This is a genomic window from Halomarina salina, from assembly GCF_023074835.1.
Classification (GTDB): domain Archaea; phylum Halobacteriota; class Halobacteria; order Halobacteriales; family Haloarculaceae; genus Halomarina; species Halomarina salina.
This window is the reverse complement of record NZ_JALLGW010000001.1, coordinates 2,163,082-2,180,676: the sequence shown is the minus strand read 5'-3', so window position 1 is coordinate 2,180,676 and position 17,595 is coordinate 2,163,082. Positions and strand designations below refer to the sequence as shown.

At 69.3% G+C, this 17,595-nt stretch carries 18 protein-coding genes; 10 read left to right on the top strand and 8 right to left on the bottom strand.

The window, feature by feature from the left end; all coding sequences use genetic code 11:
• Positions 1–81: 81 nt before the first annotated feature.
• Positions 82–735: a helix-turn-helix domain-containing protein gene (locus tag MX571_RS11100; RefSeq protein ID WP_247416636.1), complete on the bottom strand. Its 654-nt coding sequence runs from the start codon at positions 733–735 to the stop codon at positions 82–84.
• A 131-nt stretch (positions 736–866) separates the two neighbouring features.
• On the opposite strand from MX571_RS11100, the gene MX571_RS11095 reads away from it, so the two are divergent.
• From MX571_RS11095 to MX571_RS11075, 5 genes are all read left to right on the top strand, one after another.
• Entirely contained in the window at positions 867–2,885 is a 2,019-nt protein-coding gene (locus MX571_RS11095) for an autotransporter outer membrane beta-barrel domain-containing protein (RefSeq protein ID WP_247416633.1), read from the top strand.
• Positions 2,886–2,922: 37 nt separating this feature from the next.
• A complete protein-coding gene (locus MX571_RS11090; RefSeq protein ID WP_247416631.1) occupies positions 2,923–4,086 on the top strand; it encodes an HD domain-containing protein in 1,164 nt (387 codons plus the stop codon).
• A 138-nt stretch (positions 4,087–4,224) separates the two neighbouring features.
• Positions 4,225–4,725 (top strand): DUF892 family protein, encoded by a 501-nt coding sequence (locus MX571_RS11085; protein WP_247416628.1) that lies wholly within the window; start codon positions 4,225–4,227, stop codon positions 4,723–4,725.
• An 84-nt stretch (positions 4,726–4,809) separates the two neighbouring features.
• Positions 4,810–6,045 (top strand): HD domain-containing protein, encoded by a 1,236-nt coding sequence (locus MX571_RS11080; RefSeq protein WP_247416626.1) that lies wholly within the window; start codon positions 4,810–4,812, stop codon positions 6,043–6,045.
• Complete coding sequence (locus MX571_RS11075) at positions 6,038–7,144, top strand: amidohydrolase family protein (RefSeq protein ID WP_247416622.1); 1,107 nt, start codon at positions 6,038–6,040, stop codon at positions 7,142–7,144. The genes MX571_RS11080 and MX571_RS11075 overlap by 8 nt, the downstream gene beginning before the upstream one ends.
• A gap of 15 nt (positions 7,145–7,159) precedes the next feature.
• Here MX571_RS11075 and MX571_RS11070 read toward each other — a convergent pair whose 3' ends face one another.
• The 4 genes from MX571_RS11070 to MX571_RS11055 form a co-directional block, all read right to left on the bottom strand.
• Positions 7,160–8,101 carry a biotin--[acetyl-CoA-carboxylase] ligase gene (locus MX571_RS11070; protein WP_247416619.1) on the bottom strand — a complete coding sequence of 314 codons (942 nt, stop codon included), beginning with the start codon at positions 8,099–8,101 and terminating at the stop codon, positions 7,160–7,162.
• A gap of 41 nt (positions 8,102–8,142) precedes the next feature.
• On the bottom strand, positions 8,143–8,949 hold the full coding sequence (locus MX571_RS11065; RefSeq protein WP_247416617.1) for a DUF7537 family lipoprotein: 807 nt from the start codon (positions 8,947–8,949) through the stop codon (positions 8,143–8,145).
• Between the two features lie 49 nt (positions 8,950–8,998).
• Positions 8,999–9,313, bottom strand: a complete 315-nt coding sequence (locus MX571_RS11060; protein WP_247416615.1) for a NifU family protein — start codon at positions 9,311–9,313, stop codon at positions 8,999–9,001.
• A gap of 165 nt (positions 9,314–9,478) precedes the next feature.
• A complete protein-coding gene (locus MX571_RS11055; RefSeq protein ID WP_247416613.1) occupies positions 9,479–11,287 on the bottom strand; it encodes an acetyl-CoA carboxylase biotin carboxylase subunit in 1,809 nt (602 codons plus the stop codon).
• Positions 11,288–11,418: 131 nt separating this feature from the next.
• Between MX571_RS11055 and MX571_RS11050 the strand changes: the two genes are divergently transcribed.
• Both MX571_RS11050 and MX571_RS11045 read left to right on the top strand, forming a co-directional pair.
• The gene (locus tag MX571_RS11050) at positions 11,419–12,099 is read left to right on the top strand and encodes a glycerophosphodiester phosphodiesterase (protein ID WP_247416612.1); all 681 of its coding nucleotides are present in this window, start codon (positions 11,419–11,421) and stop codon (positions 12,097–12,099) included.
• 70 nt (positions 12,100–12,169) lie between these two features.
• A complete protein-coding gene (locus tag MX571_RS11045) occupies positions 12,170–12,688 on the top strand; it encodes an MOSC domain-containing protein (RefSeq protein ID WP_247416609.1) in 519 nt (172 codons plus the stop codon).
• Positions 12,689–12,758: 70 nt separating this feature from the next.
• Here the strand turns inward: MX571_RS11045 and MX571_RS11040 are convergent, their stop codons facing one another.
• Positions 12,759–13,016, bottom strand: coding sequence for a DUF8022 family protein (locus tag MX571_RS11040; protein ID WP_247416607.1), 258 nt, complete (start codon positions 13,014–13,016; stop codon positions 12,759–12,761).
• Between the two features lie 7 nt (positions 13,017–13,023).
• Entirely contained in the window at positions 13,024–14,568 is a 1,545-nt protein-coding gene (locus MX571_RS11035) for an acyl-CoA carboxylase subunit beta (RefSeq protein ID WP_368409047.1), read from the bottom strand.
• Positions 14,569–14,752: 184 nt separating this feature from the next.
• On the opposite strand from MX571_RS11035, the gene MX571_RS11030 reads away from it, so the two are divergent.
• Positions 14,753–15,475 carry a hypothetical protein gene (locus MX571_RS11030; RefSeq protein WP_247416603.1) on the top strand — a complete coding sequence of 241 codons (723 nt, stop codon included), beginning with the start codon at positions 14,753–14,755 and terminating at the stop codon, positions 15,473–15,475.
• Between the two features lie 56 nt (positions 15,476–15,531).
• Here the strand turns inward: MX571_RS11030 and MX571_RS11025 are convergent, their stop codons facing one another.
• Positions 15,532–16,197 carry a helix-turn-helix domain-containing protein gene (locus tag MX571_RS11025; RefSeq protein WP_247416601.1) on the bottom strand — a complete coding sequence of 222 codons (666 nt, stop codon included), beginning with the start codon at positions 16,195–16,197 and terminating at the stop codon, positions 15,532–15,534.
• 225 nt (positions 16,198–16,422) lie between these two features.
• Here MX571_RS11025 and MX571_RS11020 point away from each other — a divergent pair, with 225 nt between their 5' ends.
• On the top strand, positions 16,423–17,112 hold the full coding sequence (locus tag MX571_RS11020; protein ID WP_247416599.1) for a uracil-DNA glycosylase family protein: 690 nt from the start codon (positions 16,423–16,425) through the stop codon (positions 17,110–17,112).
• Positions 17,113–17,198: 86 nt separating this feature from the next.
• Positions 17,199–17,594 carry a secondary thiamine-phosphate synthase enzyme YjbQ gene (locus MX571_RS11015; RefSeq protein ID WP_247416596.1) on the top strand — a complete coding sequence of 132 codons (396 nt, stop codon included), beginning with the start codon at positions 17,199–17,201 and terminating at the stop codon, positions 17,592–17,594.
• Position 17,595 lies beyond the last annotated feature (1 nt).

The window sequence follows — 17,595 nt, the reverse complement described above, 5'->3', positions numbered from 1 at the left end:
CTGACTACTCGCCGTTCCTTTTCGCGACGATACGTCCGACGCGAGTGCCTGGAGAATCAGTAACGCCGCGTGGCCGCCCGCTCACCCGAGCAGCGACCCGAACAGTCGCGACTCGGCCTTCCGCAGGTGTTCGTCGATGGTGGAGGTGGCGACGTCGAGTTCCGCGGCGATACACTCGTGGGTGGCGTCGCGCGGGACGTCGTAGTACCCCAGTTTGAACGCCGTCTCCAGCACCTCGCGCTGGCGGTCGGTCAGCGAGGTCAGTAGTTGGCCGTGACCGGGCGTGTACTCCCCCGCGCTCTCGACGTGGACGGCGATGTCCGCCGGGAACTCGTGGAACGCCTCCTGGAGGTTCTCCTGTGTCCCCGCGACGGTGATGACCACCGCGCCGTCGGGACCGAACTCGATGGGCGTCTCGACGACGAGCGCGTACTTCTGGGCGAGGTACATCAGCAGCCCCGCGGGCTGGCCCGACTCGACGTAGACGTAGATGTACGACGTGTCGCCGGTGACGTCGAGCACCTCGTAGTCGATGACCTCCTCCTGCGCGTCGAGGCGCCCCCCCAGCGGCGAGATGTCGCCGTGGAGGCGGTAGAACAGCAACCCGTTCCCATCGAACAGCGCGTCGACGTAGAGCAGCGCCTCGCGCTCGACGCCGGGCGTCTCCGCGATCGACGCGCCCACCGGGTGGATGCTCCCGTTCGGGGGGTGGATGGCGATGGTCACGTAACGCATTACCAGTCAAGATACTTACCGTCCTGTAAGGTTGTTCCGGCTAAGTAGTAAGGTGTGGAAGTTCCGGTTTAAACGACCGGCCATACCCCGGTCAATCCACATGTCGTCTGATATCGTCACGATGCACAAGCGTGAGTATCACTACCGTCCGTCAGACAGTCGCGGTCGCAGTCGTCTGCTGTCTCGTGGTCGGGACCGCAGCCCCGGTCGGCGCGGCGCTGGGCGTCGACGCGGACGGCGCTGCGGGCTCGGGCGGAGCGGCGGCGGACGGTGGAGCGTTCGCCGCGGTCCAAGAGAACGGGTCGACGGTGAACACGTCGACACCGAGCGAGAGCGAGGACGACGAGGACGCCGCAGGCACCGAGACCGAGAGCGAAGGGAACGAATCGGCCGAGTACACCGACGAGGAGTTGAGCGACATCGGCTGTCTCCCCCTCCCGCTCACCCTGAAGGACACCGCTATCGACGCCTACCGGCAGGAGACCACGCGGCTCGAGATTCTCAAACTGGCCGCCGGCACGAGAGAGGACAGTCACACGGGGCCGTTCACCATCCAAGCGTCGCGCATCGACGTCGGCAAGCTCTGCATCCGCTCGCCGGTCGACGAACACCGCGGGTTCCGGCTCGTGATGGACGACGTGGACATCACCGACGGCTCCATCCGCGGGGGCAAACTGGACCTCGCGTTCCAGAAGGCCCACGCCGACCGACTGGAACTGTGGGTGTCCGCCTCGACGCTCCGGCACCTGCTGCCGCAACTGCCGGTGCCCGGCAGCAACTCGTCCGGGCCGGTCGACAACACCACGGACGCGGTCGGCGACGTGGTGAACAACACGACGGACACCGTCGGCGACGTGGTGAACAATACGACCGATGTCGTCGACAACACGACCGACGTGGTCGGCAACACCACGGGGACCGTCGGTGACACGGTGAACGACACGACCGGGACCGTCGGTGATATCGCGGACAACACGTCCAGCCGCGTCGGCGGTGCCGTCAACGACACGACCGGGAACGTCGGCGACACCGTCGACGACACCACGGGCACCGTCGGAGAGACGGTCGACAACACCACCGACGGCGTGGGTGACGCGGTCGACACCAACGCCACCGGACCCGTCGGCGACGCGGTCAACGACACCGCCGACACCGCCGGCGACACCGTCGAGGAGACGACCGGAACGGCCGGTGACACGGTGAACAACACGACCGGAACCGTCGGCGACACCGTCGAGGAGACCGGCGAGACGACGGGTGACCTCGTCAACGACACCACCGGGAACGTCGGCGACACCGTCGACGACTCCACCGACGCCGTCAACGACACGCTCTCGAACCCCGAGGATGCCGACGAGGAGACCCAGGACCTCGTCAACGACACGGGTGAGACCGTCGACGACACGGTCGACGACTCCACCGACGCGGTCGACGAAACGAGTGACACGGCGGAGGACGCCACGGACGACCTGACCAACGAGACGAGCGGGACCGTCGACGACACGACGGACGCGGTCGAGAACACCACCGACGGGGTGACCGGAGCCGTCGACGACGCGACCGACGACACCGAGGCTGGCGACACGGTCGACGACACCACGGACGCGGTCGACGACACCGTCGACACGACCGAGAACGTCACCGACGAGACGGGCGAGACCGTCGAGGACACCGCGGACACCGTCGTCGACGAGACGAACGACACGGTGAACACCGCGACGGGAGCCGTCGACGACACCACAGACGAGGTGACCGACGGGGTGACGAACACCACCGACGGCCTCCTCGGCGACGACGAGGAGACGTCGACCGAGACGGTGACCGCGACGGCCACCGAGACGGAGACGACCGAGAGTACGGCGTCGTCGACCACGAGTGCGCCGACCGAGACCGAGACGGCCGAACCGACCGAGACCGAGACATCCGAGACCGAGACGACGGAGACGAGCACCGAGACCTCGGGGCCGGTCGAGGAGACGGGCGACACCGTCGAGACGGTCGTCGATGAGACGGGTGACGCGGTCGGCAACCTCACCGGCGACGACGGCGACGACACCAGCACGAGCAGTGACGGCGGGAGCGACGACGGTGACGACGGTGGCCTGTTCTCGCTCGACGGTGCGACGCTCGACACGCGCTCGGAGCCGTAGCGAGGCACCTTTCTCCCCCCATCACCAGCGAGGGGACATGAACACGGTCAAGGACGCCGTCCACGACCACATCGCGCTCGACCCGGTCGCCGAGGCGCTGGTCGACACACCCATCGTCCAGCGACTCCGACACATCAAACAGCTCTCGACGGTCAGACTCGTCTACCCGTCGGCGAACCACACGCGCTTCGAACACTCCCTCGGCGTCTACCACCTCGCCCGGCAGGCCCTCGACTCGCTGGGCGTCACCGGCGAGCGGGCAGCCCACGTCCGCGCCGCGGCGCTCCTCCACGACATCGGCCACGGTCCGTACGGCCACCAGACCGAGGGCGTCATCATGCGCCACGCGGGAGAACACCACGACGAGATTCACGACCTGCTCGGCGGGACCGAAGCCGCCGAAGTCCTGCGCGACCACGACTGCTCGCCGGAGCGGGTGGCGGACCTCGTCGCGGGCCACGGGGAACTCGGCCAGCTCGTCTCGGGGGAACTGGACGTCGACCGGATGGACTACCTCGTGCGCGACGCCCACCACACCGGCGTCCCCTACGGCACCATCGACACCGGCCGCCTCGTCCGACAGTTGCGGGTCCGCGACGGCGAACTGGTGCTGGCGGCGGGGAACGTCCAGACCGCCGAGTCGATGCTGCTCGCTCGCTCGCTCATGAACGGCATCGTCTACCGACACCACGTCTCGCGCATCGCGGGGACGATGCTCGAACGGGGGGCCGAACGCATCGTCGACGGCGGCGTCTCCATCGAGCACTTCCGCCGGTTCGCCGACCACGACCTGCTGGTCGGACTCCGGAGCCACGCTCCGGACCTCGGTCGGCGCATCGAGGAGCGCGACCTGTTCAAGCGTGCGCTGTGGGTCGGCCAGGAGACGATTCCCGCGGCCGTCGCGCAGTTCCCACGCGAGGCCATCCGGGAGGCCGAGACGGACATCGCCGCCCGGGCGGGCGTCCCCGACGACGAGGTGTTGCTCGACGTCCCCTCCCTGCCTTCGATGCGCGAGGCGAACGCCCGCGTCGTCGTCGGTGGCAGCGTCCAGCGACTGGAACACGCCTCGGAACTGGTCGGCGCACTTCGCGCGGGCGAACGCGCTCGCTGGCGACTCGGCGTCTACACGCCCGACGAACACGTCGACGACGTCTCGCGCGCGGCGCGGTCGGTGCTGGGAATCGACGACGCGTCGAACTGAGACGCCGCTCTCGACCGCTCCCACCACCGAGCGTCGAGCGGACCGTCGCATCGGGCGGACAGTCCCGGCGACCCGCCCGTCCCTTACAAGGAGCGAGCTTACGCCAGTCGGTAGCGCTCGTACCGGCGGAGAACGACGATGTGCCCAACCACGACCGAAGACATGTTCGCCGACGCCATCCGCGAGACCTTCTACGCGGAACACCAGTTCTACGACGCGCTCGAACGACTCGCGGATTCTTCCAGCGACGAGCGGCTCGCCGAGACGTTCTCGGCGCACCGCGAGGAGACGAGGGTCCACATACTCCGTCTCGAGGAGCTGTTCAACACGCTCGGCATCTCCGTCGAGGAGCGAGAGGACCGCGCCGTCAGCGGGCTGCTGGCGGACCACGAGGCGTTCCTGGCCTCGTCGCCCGACCAGATGGCGCTCGACCGCTACAACGTCACCACCGCCCAGAAGGCCGAACACTACGAGATAGCGGTGTACGGCAACCTCGTCCCCCTCGCGTCCGACCTCGGGATGGACGACGTCGCCGACCTCCTCGAGGAGACCCTTCGGGAGGAACAGCAGGCGCTCGGGACCCTCTCGAAACTCGGTGAGACGTTCGACCAGCAACACGGTACGGCCACGCCGCCCTGACCAGTCGGAGAGAACCCCCGCTCACACCCGAACACGGGCGGTAGCGGGCGACGGTTTTTAAGCGAACGCGACCCAAGCGCCGCCATGATTTCCATCAAGGACAGCGTCCACGACCACATCGAGGTCGACGGTGTGGCCGAGGCGCTCCTCGACACCCCCATCGTCCAGCGCCTCAGGCGCATCCGCCAGCTGGGGACCGTCTCGTACGTCTACCCGTCGGCGAACCACACGCGCTTCGAGCACTCCCTCGGCGTCTACCACCTCGCCGACCGGGCGCTGTCGAACCTCGGTATCGAGGGGACGAACGCCGCCCGCATCCGCGCCGCGGCGCTCCTCCACGACACCGGCCACGGTCCGTACTCCCACAATCTGGAGGACCTCGTCTACCGGCAGACCGGTCGCTACCACGACGAGATAGACGACCTGCTCACGGAGGGCGAGGTGGCCGACGTGCTCCGGGACCATGGCCTCTCGCCCTCGGCCGTCGCGGACCTCGTCCGCGGCGACGGGAAGTACGGCCAGCTCGTCTCGGGGGAACTGGACGTCGACCGGATGGACTACCTCGTGCGCGACGCCCACCACACCGGCGTCCCCTACGGCACCATCGACACCGGTCGTCTCGTCCGCGAACTCGACTTCACGGAGGGTGAACTCGTGCTGGGCGAGGGGAACGTCCAGACCGGCGAGTCGCTCCTGCTCGCGCGGGCGCTGATGAACCCGACCGTCTACAGCCACCACGTCGCCCGCATCTCGAAGGCGATGCTCCGGCGGGCCGCAGAGGGCCTCCTGCGAGCCGACGCGACCGACGCCTGGGAGCTCCGGCGGATGGACGACGACGACCTCAGGGTCGCGTTGCGACAGTGCGGTGAGACCGCCGAGTACGCCCGCCGTCTCGACACCCGCGACCTCTACAAACGGGCGGTCTGGGCCGAGTACGACGTCGTGGACGACGAACTCATCGACGCCGACCACGACACCATCCGCGAGTACGAACGGGAGGTGGCCGCGGAGGCCGGCGTCGACGCCGAACAGGTCGTCCTCGACGTCCCGTCGCGCCCCGACATCCCCGAGTCGACCAGTCGCGTCGTCGTCAACGGGCAGGTACGCCGCCTGCGCGACCAGTCGACGCTCGTCAAGGCGGTCATGCGCGTCCAGAAGGACCAGTGGCGACTGGGCGTCTACGCTCCCCGGGACGTGACCGAACAGGTCGGCCACGCCGCCGAGTCCGTCCTCGGCCTCGACCTGGACGCACTGGTCAGCGACATCCGTGGCTCGCGGACCGCCACGCTCGACGAGTTCGAGGAGGCGCGCGATGAGTGAGGACGACCGGGCTTCGGACGGGACGACACCGACCGGCGACCCCGACGCGGTGAGGACCGACCGCGAGACGACCGACGGCGAGACGACGATAGCGGGGACGATACTCCGGGGCCGGGAGTTCGACCCCGTCGAGGGACGGGTCGTCGTCGAAGACGGCGACGTCGTCGCCGTCGAGGAGGAGCGCGTCGACTCCGACGCCGTCGTCCTCCCGGCGTTCGTCAACGCCCACACCCACATCGGCGACTCCATCGCCAAGGAGGCCGGCGGCGGCCTCTCGCTGGAGGAACTCGTCGCGCCGCCCGACGGCCTGAAGCACCGCCTGCTCCGGGCGGCAGACGACCCCGAACTCGTCGCCGGGATGGTCCGGTCGCTCCGGTACATGGAGCGCTCGGGGACGGGCGCGTTCCTCGAGTTCCGCGAGGGCGGCGTTGAGGGCGTCGACCAGCTCCGTCGAGCGCTCGACGGCCTCGCCATCGACCCGACGGTGTACGGTCGGGGTGACGCGAGCGTCCTCGACGTCGCCGACGGCTACGGCGCGAGCGGTGCGAACGACACCGACTTCACCGAGGAGCGGGCCGCAGCACGGGACGCCGGCAAGCCGTTCGCCATCCACGCGGGCGAGGTGGACGCGAGCGACATCGACCCCGCACTCGAACTCGACCCGGACCTGCTCGTCCACATGGTCCACGCCGACGACGAGCACCTGCGACGCGTCGAGGACGAGGGGATACCGGTCGCGGTCTGCCCGCGTTCGAACCTCGTCACGGACGTCGGTCTGCCGCCAGTCGAAGAACTGCGCGAGCACACCACCGTCGCGCTCGGGACGGACAACGTGTTCCTCAACGCCCCCTCGATGTTCCGCGAGATGGAGTTCGCGGCGAAACTGTACGACTGCTCCGCGAGCGAGGTGCTGGGGATGGCGACTCACGCCGGAGCGGACGCGGCGGGCCTGAACTGCGGCGTCGTCGAACCGGGACGAGAGGCCCGACTGCTGGTCCTCGACGGCGACTCCGACAACCTCGCGGGAGCGCAGGACGTGGTCCGAGCGGTCGTCAGGCGAGCGGGGACGAGCGACGTCGAGCAGGTCGTACTGCCGTAGACGGGACTCGGCCGCTCACTCGACCGGTCGGAGGTGTTCGCAGTCGCCCGCGCTCACCCGGACCGCCTCGCCGTCGTCGCGCCGGACGACGAGCGTCCCCGGTCGGTCCACGTCGACGGCCTCGCCGACGACGTCGCCGTCGGTCGTCTCCACGCGCACCCGCTGGCCGAGCGTGAGCGCCAGGTCTCGCCACGCGGGGACGACCGAATCGAGGTCCGACCGGAGCGCGTCGAACTCGGCCAGGAGGCGCTGGGCGAACGCACGTCGGTCCACCCCGCCAGTCTCTGCGCGGACGCTGGTCGCCCCCTCGGGTAACTCGTCCGCGGTCGCCTCGGCGTTCGTCCCGACGCCGACGACGAGCCACCCGATGCGGTCGGCCTCGCCCTGCATCTCCGTGAGGATGCCCGAGAGCTTGTCGTAGCTGGTCCCGTCGCGGGGAACCACCACGTCGTTCGGCCACTTGATGCGTGCGTCGACACCCTGCTCGCGGGCGGCACGGGCCGCCGCTACCGCGGCCGCGAGGGTGAACAGGGGCGCGTCGCGCATCGGCACGTCCGGCCGGACGACGAGGCTCAGGTAGACCCCGCCCGAGGGCGACGACCAGGCGCGGTCGAGTCGGCCGCGACCGCCGGTCTGTTCGTCCGCGACGACGGCCACGTCCGACGCGCCGGACTCGGCGAGTTCGCGGCCGCGGCGGTTCGTCGAGTCGATGCTGTCGTGGGACTCGACGGCGAACGGCGCATCCAGGTGGAGGGCGATGGCGAGTTCGTGGAGGGGTGGCATCGCACCGAGCGCGTAGCCGCCGTCGTCGCTCACCACCTCGAAGCCGGCCTCACGGAGCGCCTCGACGTGCTTCCACACGGCGGCGCGTGAGACGTCGAGTTCGTCGGCGAGCGCCGGCCCCGACACCGGGCCGTCGGCGAGCGCGGAGAGCACCCGCAGGCGCGTCTCGTTCATGCGCTCGCTTGCGCTGGAGGGAGTATGAGGCTGTTCGTCCGCTACTGGTCGGTCGCTTCCAGGGCGACCGACACCCAGTCCGGGCGTTCGACCGACGTGCTCCCGATGCCACTGAACTGCACGTCGTAGCTCCCGGTGACGGGGACCGTCCCCGACGGCGTCGACGCCTCGCCGGCGAACTCGATGTGGAGCCACCGAATCCGGCCGTCCGGCTCCACGACGAGTGTCTGGTTCCACGACTCGACGGCGGAGAGGACGCCGGTGTACGGACCGTACAGCATCGGCGGCTCGGTCGTCTCGACGCGATACGCCGACCCGTCCAGCGTCGTCTGCCCGTCTCGCAGCGCCGGCAGGGTTCCGTACAGTTCGTCCCGGAGCGTCGGTGCCCCGACTGTCGAAGACGCGCTGTATCGGACCGACTGCTCCCCGACGAGTCGAACGACGCCCGTCGAACCGTTCGCCCACCGTTCGACCGTTTTTCCGGAGGAGGGGCCGAGCGACGACGTCGTCTCCCCGTACGACCACGTCTCGGTGGTGACCGGCGGGTCGTACCGAGCGACGCGGGTCACCTCCCGCAGGGCCGTCCCGTTCGAGTCCCGAATCACCGAGCGGGTCCGTACCGTGAAGTTCCGCTTGACGAGCGACTCGGCGTGGGCGTCGGCCAGCGCGATGGGGTCGCTGAGCCCGCTCCGCCCGACGCCCGGCGGTCGGTCGTCCATCGGGTGGTCGGTGGGTACCGACGCCGGCGTGATGTCGGCGACGCCGTCGCCCGAGTCCACCGCCGAACTGCTCCCACAGCCGGCCAGGACGACCAGCGCGACGACGAGCAGTGCGGCCCATGTTCGCATACCGAACAGTCGGGAAAGCCGAGAGAAAAGCGTTCCGTCGATTCGACGGTCAGAAGGGCACGTCGTCGGGGTCGAAGCCGCGGCCGCCCTCCGCGAACGAGTCGCCCGTCTCCGCGCGCACCGTTCGAATCTCCGGTATCTCGCGGGGGAGTCGCGTCTCCAGCGCCTGGATGGTCATCGGCGAGACGCCACAGCCCTCACACGCTCCGCCGAGCGCGATGGTGACCGACCCCTCCTCGGCGTCGAGGTCGAGGATCTCGTGGCTCCCGCCGTGACCCTTGATCTGCGGGAAGTTGCGCATCAGGAACGTCGAGATTCGTTCGCGCAGGTCGTTCTCGTCGACCGTCTGGCCGTCGGTGCTCATTGTTTCGTGACAGGAGCCGAAGCGGTTTAGCGTCCACGGTCGGGGAGCCCCGCAGTCGGTGGGGTCGTTCGGCGCTGCGCTGCGAGCGATGCTGAGCGGTGAGCGAATCGTCGTACTGTACCGCGAGCGAGAGCGTGTAGCGAACGAACGAGCGGGAGACTGCGTTCAGTCGATGACGACCAGCACGTCGCCCATGTTCACCGACTCGCCCTCGCCGATGGCGACCTCGGTGACGGTGCCGCCGCGCTCGGCGACGATGTCGTTCTCCATCTTCATCGCTTCGAGGACGCAGAGCACGTCGCCCGCCTCGACCTCGTCGCCCTCCGCGACGCCGACCGAGAGGATGGTGCCCTGCATCTCTGCGGTGACCGTGTCGCCGGCGGCGCTGGTGGCGTCGGAGTCGCCCGAGGAGCCACCACCACCGCCACCGGAGCCACCCGAGCGCTTCTGCGGACGGCTCCCGCCGCCGGAGTCGCCGCCGGCAGCGACGGCGAGTTCGCCGCGCTCTTCGAGCGACACCTCGAAGCGCTTGCCGTTGACCTCGACGGTGAACTCGCGCTCGACGACCTGCTCGTCCTCTTCGCTCGCGTCCGTCTCCTTCCCCCACTTCTCCTGGGCCTCGTCGATGCGCGAGGTGTCCAGTTCCTCGTCGAGGTAGTCGGTGGTGTGCGTCCCGCCGACGAACTTCTCGTCGGTGAGCATCAGCCGGTGGAACGGGATGATGGTCGTGACGCCCTCGATGTCGTACTCGGCGAGCGCGCGCTTCGAGCGCGCGATGCACTCCTCGCGGTCGCTCGCGTAGACGACGAGCTTCGCTATCATCGAGTCGTAGTCCCCGCCGATGGTGTCGCCGGTCCGGAGCGCGTCGTCCATGCGGACGCCGATGCCGCCGGGCGGGTCGTACGTCGAGAGCTTCCCGGTCGCGGGCGCGAAGTCGTTCGCCGCGTTCTCGGCGTTGATGCGGAACTCCATCGCGTGGCCCTCTATCTCCACCTCGTCCTGCGAGAAGCCGAGTTCCTCGCCGGCGGCGACGCGCAGTTGCCACTTCACGATGTCGATGCCCGTAATCTCCTCGGTGACGGTGTGCTCGACCTGGATGCGGGTGTTGACCTCCAGGAAGTAGAACTCGCCGTCGCTGACGAGGAACTCGACGGTCCCGGCGTTGCGGTAGTCCGCCTCCGCGACGCCGCGGCGGGCGGACTCGCGGATCTCCTCGGCCAGGTCCTCGTCGAGGGCGGGCGATGGCCCCTCCTCGATTACCTTCTGGTGGCGGCGCTGGAGCGAGCAGTCGCGTTCGCCGAGGTGCCGGGCGTTGCCGTGGTGGTCGGCGATGACCTGCACCTCGATGTGCCGCGGGTGGTCGAGGTAGCGTTCGAGGTAGACCGAGTCGTTGTCGAAGTACGCCTCGCCCTCGCGCTTGGCCGTCTCGAACTGCTCCTCGGCCTCGCTCTCGTCCCAGACGACCTTCATCCCGCGGCCACCGCCACCGCCCTCCGCCTTGATCGCGACCGGGTAACCGTGCTCGTTCCCGAAGTCCTTGACCTCCTGCGCGGACTCGGCGGGGTCGGTCGTCCCGGGGACGATGGGGACGTCCGCGGCCTGCATGACCTTCCGGGCGTTGGTCTTCTCGCCCATCTGCTCCATCGAGTCGCTCGTCGGCCCGACCCACGTGATGCCCTCCGCTTCTTCGACGCGCGCGGCGAAGTCGGCGTTCTCCGCGAGGAAACCGTAGCCGGGGTGGATGGCGTCCGCGCCAGCCTGCTGTGCCGCTTCGACGATGGCCTCCTGGTCCAGGTAGGAGTCGGCCGCGCGCGCAGGACCGACGTTGTACGCTTCGTCCGCGTAGCGAACGTGCCCGGCGTTCTTGTCCGCCTTGGAGTAGATAGCGACCGTCCCGACGTCGAGTTCCTCGCAGGCGCGCATCACGCGCACCGCGATCTCCCCTCGGTTCGCGACGAGTACCTTGTCGAACATTCTTGGCGCCCACTATTCCCAACGGCTACCTGTTTCTATCGGTCTATCGTGCCCTTCGATGAGCGTGCAGGTCACCTGTCGGAACCCACGGTAGACGGAGCTATTTGTCCGCCCCCCGCGTCGAACGGCCCATGCAGGTCATCGGGCACCGGGGATGTGCCGACCGAGGCCCCGAGAACACCCGCCTCGCGGTCCGGCGCGCCGCCCCGCACGTCGACGCCGTCGAGGTCGACGTGCGACGCTGCGGGTCGGGCGAACTCGTCGTCGTCCACGACGACCGCCTGCGGCGACTCACGGGGTCTGGCGGCCGGGTCTCGGAGACCCCCTACCGCACGCTCCGGGCACTCCGCGTCCTCGACAGCGGCGAACCCGTCCCGCTCCTCGCCGCCCTCCTCGCGGACGTCCCCGACGACGTGGCGGTCAACGTCGAACTGAAACACGCCGGGATGGCGACGGACCTCCTCGCCGTCCTCGACGACGTGCCGAACGACGTGCTGGTCTCGTCGTTCGAGGCCGACGTGCTCCGGGAACTGTACGACGTCTCCGACCTCCCGCTGGCGTACCTGTTCCACCAGGAACTGCGACGGCTCGGGCGCGACTGGCGACACGGCCTCGCCATCGGCCGTCGGTACGACTGCGCGGCGCTCCACCCGTCGGTCGGCCTCGCGACCGACGAACCGGAGCGCATCCTCGACGCGCAGGAGGAGGGGTTCGCGGTCAACGTCTGGACGGTCAAGCGCGCGCGAACCGCCCGGCGACTCCGGCAGGCAGGGGTCGACGGCCTCATCGTCGACGACTGGGCGGTCGTCTGAGGTCGCCTGGGACGGCCGGTGGGCGTGTCGGCTTCCGAAGGATTATCTCCTGCTCCTCGAAGGCTACGTAATGGACGGAGTGAACGCGGACGACGGGGACGCGCCCGAGGCGGGCGTCGCCGAGACGCGGACCGTCGTCGCCATCCACGTCGCACCCGAGTCGGGCGCGCCCGTCGAGTCGCGCGACCGGGTCGAGGCTGTGGCAGGTCGGGGGCTCAGAGGTGACCGGTACTTCGCCGACGAGGGAACGTTCTCCGCGTCGGCGAGCGAGACGCCACGAGACGTCACGCTCGTCGAACGGGAGAGTCTCGACGCCGTCGCGGAGGAGTACGGCGTCGTCCTCGAACCGGGCGAGCACCGTCGGAACCTCACCGTCGAAGGGGTCGCGCTCGACCACCTCGTCGGCGACCGGTTCCGCGTCGGGAGCGCCGTTTTCGAGGGCGTCGAACGCTGCGAACCGTGCTCGTACCTGGAGGGGTTGTTGGAGAAACGGGGCGTCCGCGAGGCGCTGGTCCACCGCGGCGGCATCCGGGCGCGCGTCGTCGAGTCGGGAGCGGTCGGCCGCGGCGACCCGGTGACGCCGCTCTGATTCGGTCGACGGGCCGGTAAGCAACGAACCGCGGACGACCGCGGTCGCGTCGGACGACGACGCGGAGCGGTCAGAAGCGGTCCGAGCGACCCGACGCGGCCCACGCGTCGCGAGGCGCGTCGAGCGGGACGCGACGGCGCACGCCGCGCATCCCCGTTCCGTCGAGTCGGCCGGCGAACGCCCATCGCTCGCCGTCCCACGTCTCCTCTGTCTCCTCGTCGGCGGCGCGGGCGGCGGCCTGCGCTCGGAGATGTGCGCGCACGGCGGCGACGATGGCGGCCGCCTCGTCGTCCGCGGCGTCGTCGAGTCCGGTGAGGTGGTCTGTCATCGGTACCTCACAGCGGGATGTTGCCGTGTTTGCGCGAGGGGGCGTCGACGCGCTTGCTCCGCAGCATCTCCAGGTCCCGGATGAGGCGCTGGCGCGTCTTCGGCGGTTCGACGACGTCGTCCACGTAGCCGCGGTCGGCGGCGGTGTAGGGGTTGGCGAACTCCTCGCGGTACTCGTCGATGAGTTCCTGTCGGCGCTCGTCGGGGTCGTCTGCCTCGTTCAACTCGCCGCGGTAGAGGATGTTCACCGCGCCCTGCGGTCCGACGACGGCGATTTCGGCGGTGGGCCAGGCGTAGTTGACGTCCGCGCCGATGTGCTTCGAGGCCATCACGCAGTAGGCGCCGCCGTAGGCTTTCCGGGTGATGACGGTCATGAGCGGGACGGTCGCCTCCGAGAAGGCGTACAGTAGTTTCGCGCCGTGTTTGATGATGCCGCCGTGTTCCTGGTCGGTGCCGGGCATGAAGCCGGGCACGTCGACGAACGTCACGATGGGGATATTGAACGCGTCGCAGAACCGGACGAACCGCGCGCCCTTCAGCGACGCGTCGATGTCCAGCGTCCCGGCGTTCGCCCGTGGCTGGTTGCCGACGACGCCGACGGAGTGCCCGTCGAGTCGGGCGAAGCCGACGACCATGTTCCGGGCGTACTCCTCCTGGACCCCGAAGAAGGAGCCCTCGTCGAGGACGCCGTCGATGACCTCGTGCATGTCGTACGGTTTCTGCGGGCTGTCGGGGACGATCTCGTTCAGGTGCTCGTCGGCCCGGTCGGGGTCGTCCCACGGGTCGACGCGCGGCGGGTCCTCGACGTTGTTCGACGGCAGGTACGACAGGAGGTGGCGGATGTCGTCGAGCGCCTCCTCCTCGTTCGCCTCCGAGAAGTGTGCCACGCCGGACTTCGCGGTGTGGGTCTGCGCGCCGCCGAGTTCGTCGAAGCCGACCTCCTCACCGGTGACCGTCTCGATGACGTCCGGACCGGTGATGAACATGTGGCTGGTGTCCTGCACCATGAAGATGAAGTCCGTGATGGCGGGGGAGTACACCGACCCGCCCGCGCAGGGACCCATGACCGACGATATCTGCGGGACGACGCCGCTGGCCTGCTGGTTGCGGTGGAAGACGTCGGCGTAGCCGCCGAGGGCGGCGACGCCCTCCTGGATGCGCGCGCCCGCCGAGTCGTTCAGCCCGACGAGGGGTGCGCCCACCTCCATCGCCTTGTCCATCACCTTGCACTGCTTCTCGGCGAACACCTCGCCGAGCGACCCGCCGAAGACGGTGAAGTCGTGAGCGAACACGAAGACGGTCCGGCCGTCCACCTCGCCGTACCCCGTGACGATGCCGTCACCCGGTATCTGGCGGTCCTCCAGCCCGAACTTCTTCGCGCGGTGGGTCCGCAGTTGGTCCATCTCCTCGAAGGTACCGTCGTCGAGGAAGTAGTCGATACGCTCGCGAGCGGTCATCTTGCCCTTGTCGTGCTGGGACTCGATGCGGTCTTCGCCGCCGCCGAGTTCGGCACGCTGTTTCCGCTCGCGCAACTCCTCGATGCGCTCCTCCATCGTCATTGATTGTCGGGGGTTCTCTCACTCGGAGCAAAAGGGTACCGGGAGCGCACGAGGAGTTCACCCGGTCGGCCGGCACCACGACCGAGAGGTGCGGTACCGTACCACATCAAGGGGTACGGTCGGTACACGACGGGAGGTAAGGTAAACGCCTAACCGACGCACGCGAGTAGCGTGGTCCATGTCCAACGCCAGCGAGGACGAGGGGCAGTTGCCACCGCTTCTCGACGTGCGCGACGCGCTCGACGACATCGAACGCGAGGCGGACGCCGACGTGAGCGACGACGTCGACGCCATCCGCGCGGACCTCGACCGGCTCGCGGAGCACGACGAGGCGAGCGACTCCGTCGTGAGCGACGTCGAGGACGACGTCCTCGCGCTACGCGAACGCCTCTCCGGCGACGCCGACATGTACGCCGAAGCGGTCGAGAACCGCATCCGCCAGTACCGCACCTCCCGGCAGAGCGCGAGCGACACGGTCGACATCGCCGACCCTCGACTCGCCCGCAACGGGACGGCCGTCGACCTCGAACGGCAGCGAGGCGAGACGGTCGACGTGGAGGGCGTCCTCGTCAACCAGGGCGAGTCGCGCGCCGCGACGGTGCTGACGGCGTTCCACGACGACGACGGCACCGTCTCGCGGACGGTAGAGAGCCGCGCCTACGACCTCGACGCGGGCGAGAAGCGCGACGTGTCGCTCACCGTCTTCGTCCCGGACGACGCCGCCTACTACGCCGTGAGCGCCGTCGACGCCGACGACCCACGAACGGTCGCTGGCGACGAGCCCGAGCCGGACACGCTCGAACGCGACCGGCGCGAGGCGGCCGCGACAGACGACGACAGGGGCCGCGGGCGGAACGAGGACGGCGACCGCTCCACTCGCGAGAACGCCGGCGGGTCCTGACGCGTCGGTACGGCGTGTCGTGAGGGGAGGAGAGAACGGACGCGGCCGGGGACCGCTCAGCGGTCCCGCGAGTTCCCGATGAGGAGCGTCTCGCTGATGAGCTGGTCCGTCCCGCGACGGATGCGCTCGGAGACGGCCTGGTGGGAGAGACCCAGTTCCTCGCCGACCACGTCGAGGTTCGTCTCGCGTGGAATCTTGAAGTAGCCGCCCTCGCAGGCCGCGCGGAGCGCGGCGTACTGGTTCTCCGTGATGCCGTACTGGCCGGCCGGTTCGGTGTCCAGTTCGTGGACCTTCCTGATGTCGAACGTCACGTCGTTCTCGTCGCAGAAGTCGTACGTCTTCGAGAGGGCGTCTCGGGTGGGGTAGAGGACGCGCAGCGACCACGTCGACTTCTCCGCGGCCGCCTCGGCGTCGAGGAGCGTCGCCTGCGAGTCGAGGAGCATCTGGACGACGAGGGTGACCCGGTCGATCCAGCGCATCCGGTAGAGCCACTCGTCGTCGAGGTCCGCGAGGATGGTCGCCTCTTCGGTCGTCGGGTCGTCGGTGAGCGCCTCGTGGATGGTGTCACGCTCGTTGCCCCGCGCCCAGATGATGGGTACCACCTCGTCCTCGGAGGACTGAACGATACGTCCACCGCTGAAATCCACGTTCGGGACCGTCGAGAGCGTCTGCTCGAGTGCGAACTCCTCGACGGGGACGCGCCCGACCACGACTACAGCCATACTGGACTGTCGTACAGCGATGGCAAAGAGTCTCGGCTTTCATCGTCGCCCGGGACCGGACGGTGTAACGACTGCAGAGGCGACGGTGTCGGTCGAGGAATCGGGGCGACCAGAGCCGACCCGCGACCACCCTCGACCGACCGCCTCGAACGCCTGTGCCCGACCACGCCGAACGCGTCCCGTTCGAACCGTATCGCCTTTTGCCCGTGGCGACCTCGGTCCTCCGTGGAGAACGTCACCGACCGGACGAACAACCCGTTCGGCATGCGCCCGCCCTGCGACCAGTACGTCCCCGGGTACGGTGACGCCAACGCCGTGTTCCACGTCGTCGGCGACCACCCGGGCGTCCACGGCGGGGCACCGACCGCGGACGGCGGCGTCGCCGCGGAGCACGGGGTCGACGCGGACGCGACCGACCTCGACGGCGTCGGGGTGCCGTTCACGAACGAGTCGGGACTCCGACTCCAGCGTGCGCTGGCCGAGGGCGGTCTGCTGGACGACCCGGGACTGCGCCCGCAGGTCCCCCGGACGTTCCTCTCGTACCTGCACATGTGCGTCGTCGACGGGACGCCGACCGACCGCGAGTACGACGAGATGGAGCGCTACTTCGACGCCGAACTGCGCGCCATCGCCGCCCACGTCCTCCTGCCGGTCGGCGAGCGAGCGACCCGCCACGTCGTCGCGGAGTACACCGCACGGGCCGAGAAGGTGGAGTACGACATGGCCGCGCTCCACGGGACGGAGCTACGCGGCAGCGGCTTCCTCGTCTACCCCATCCGCGACCCGAGCGAGTGGGAGGAGAGCGACCACCAGCGACTCGTGCAGGCGCTCCGGGCGCTCCAGTCGACGGACTTCCGCCGCGAGGTCGACCTGGGTCGGTTCCTCCCCGGCGGGGAGACCTACCGCGTCCGGTAGGTCGGAGACGCGAGCGACACCGAGCGGGCGGGGAACGACGCCCCGCCGGCGACGACGATTTCTCCCGCGCGTGCGAACGTGCCCCTATGAGCCCCGCCCACACCGAGTTCACCGTCCAGACCGGCGACCGCATCGACGTACGGGACGTGACCGACCGCGTCGACGAGGCACTCCCGACGGGCTACGACGGCCTCGCGACGGTGTTCGTCCGCCACACGACGGCGGGCGTGACGCTCAACGAGTTCGAACCGCGACTCGTCCGCGACGTCGAGCGGTTCGTGGAGGCGCTCGCTCCCGAGAAGGACTGGGCGCACGACGAACTCGACGGGAACGCCGACGCACACCTGCGCTCGATGCTCCTCGGGCGCGACGTGACGGTTCCCGTCCGCGAGGGGACGACGGACCTCGGGACGTGGCAGTCGGTGTTGCTCGTCGAGTGCGACGGCCCCCGAGAACGGAGCGTGTCCGTGTACCCTCACTGAA

Coding starts and splice junctions, on each gene's coding strand:
- MX571_RS11100 (WP_247416636.1), bottom strand. CDS start 735: ATGCGTTACGTGACCATCGCCATCCACCCCCCGAACGGGAGCATCCAC.
- MX571_RS11090 (WP_247416631.1), top strand. CDS start 2,923: ATGAACACGGTCAAGGACGCCGTCCACGACCACATCGCGCTCGACCCG.
- MX571_RS11085 (WP_247416628.1), top strand. CDS start 4,225: ATGTGCCCAACCACGACCGAAGACATGTTCGCCGACGCCATCCGCGAG.
- MX571_RS11080 (WP_247416626.1), top strand. CDS start 4,810: ATGATTTCCATCAAGGACAGCGTCCACGACCACATCGAGGTCGACGGT.
- MX571_RS11075 (WP_247416622.1), top strand. CDS start 6,038: ATGAGTGAGGACGACCGGGCTTCGGACGGGACGACACCGACCGGCGAC.
- MX571_RS11070 (WP_247416619.1), bottom strand. CDS start 8,101: ATGAACGAGACGCGCCTGCGGGTGCTCTCCGCGCTCGCCGACGGCCCG.
- MX571_RS11065 (WP_247416617.1), bottom strand. CDS start 8,949: ATGCGAACATGGGCCGCACTGCTCGTCGTCGCGCTGGTCGTCCTGGCC.
- MX571_RS11060 (WP_247416615.1), bottom strand. CDS start 9,313: ATGAGCACCGACGGCCAGACGGTCGACGAGAACGACCTGCGCGAACGA.
- MX571_RS11055 (WP_247416613.1), bottom strand. CDS start 11,287: ATGTTCGACAAGGTACTCGTCGCGAACCGAGGGGAGATCGCGGTGCGC.
- MX571_RS11050 (WP_247416612.1), top strand. CDS start 11,419: ATGCAGGTCATCGGGCACCGGGGATGTGCCGACCGAGGCCCCGAGAAC.
- MX571_RS11045 (WP_247416609.1), top strand. CDS start 12,170: ATGGACGGAGTGAACGCGGACGACGGGGACGCGCCCGAGGCGGGCGTC.
- MX571_RS11040 (WP_247416607.1), bottom strand. CDS start 13,016: ATGACAGACCACCTCACCGGACTCGACGACGCCGCGGACGACGAGGCG.
- MX571_RS11035 (WP_368409047.1), bottom strand. CDS start 14,568: ATGGAGGAGCGCATCGAGGAGTTGCGCGAGCGGAAACAGCGTGCCGAA.
- MX571_RS11030 (WP_247416603.1), top strand. CDS start 14,753: ATGTCCAACGCCAGCGAGGACGAGGGGCAGTTGCCACCGCTTCTCGAC.
- MX571_RS11025 (WP_247416601.1), bottom strand. CDS start 16,197: ATGGCTGTAGTCGTGGTCGGGCGCGTCCCCGTCGAGGAGTTCGCACTC.
- MX571_RS11015 (WP_247416596.1), top strand. CDS start 17,199: ATGAGCCCCGCCCACACCGAGTTCACCGTCCAGACCGGCGACCGCATC.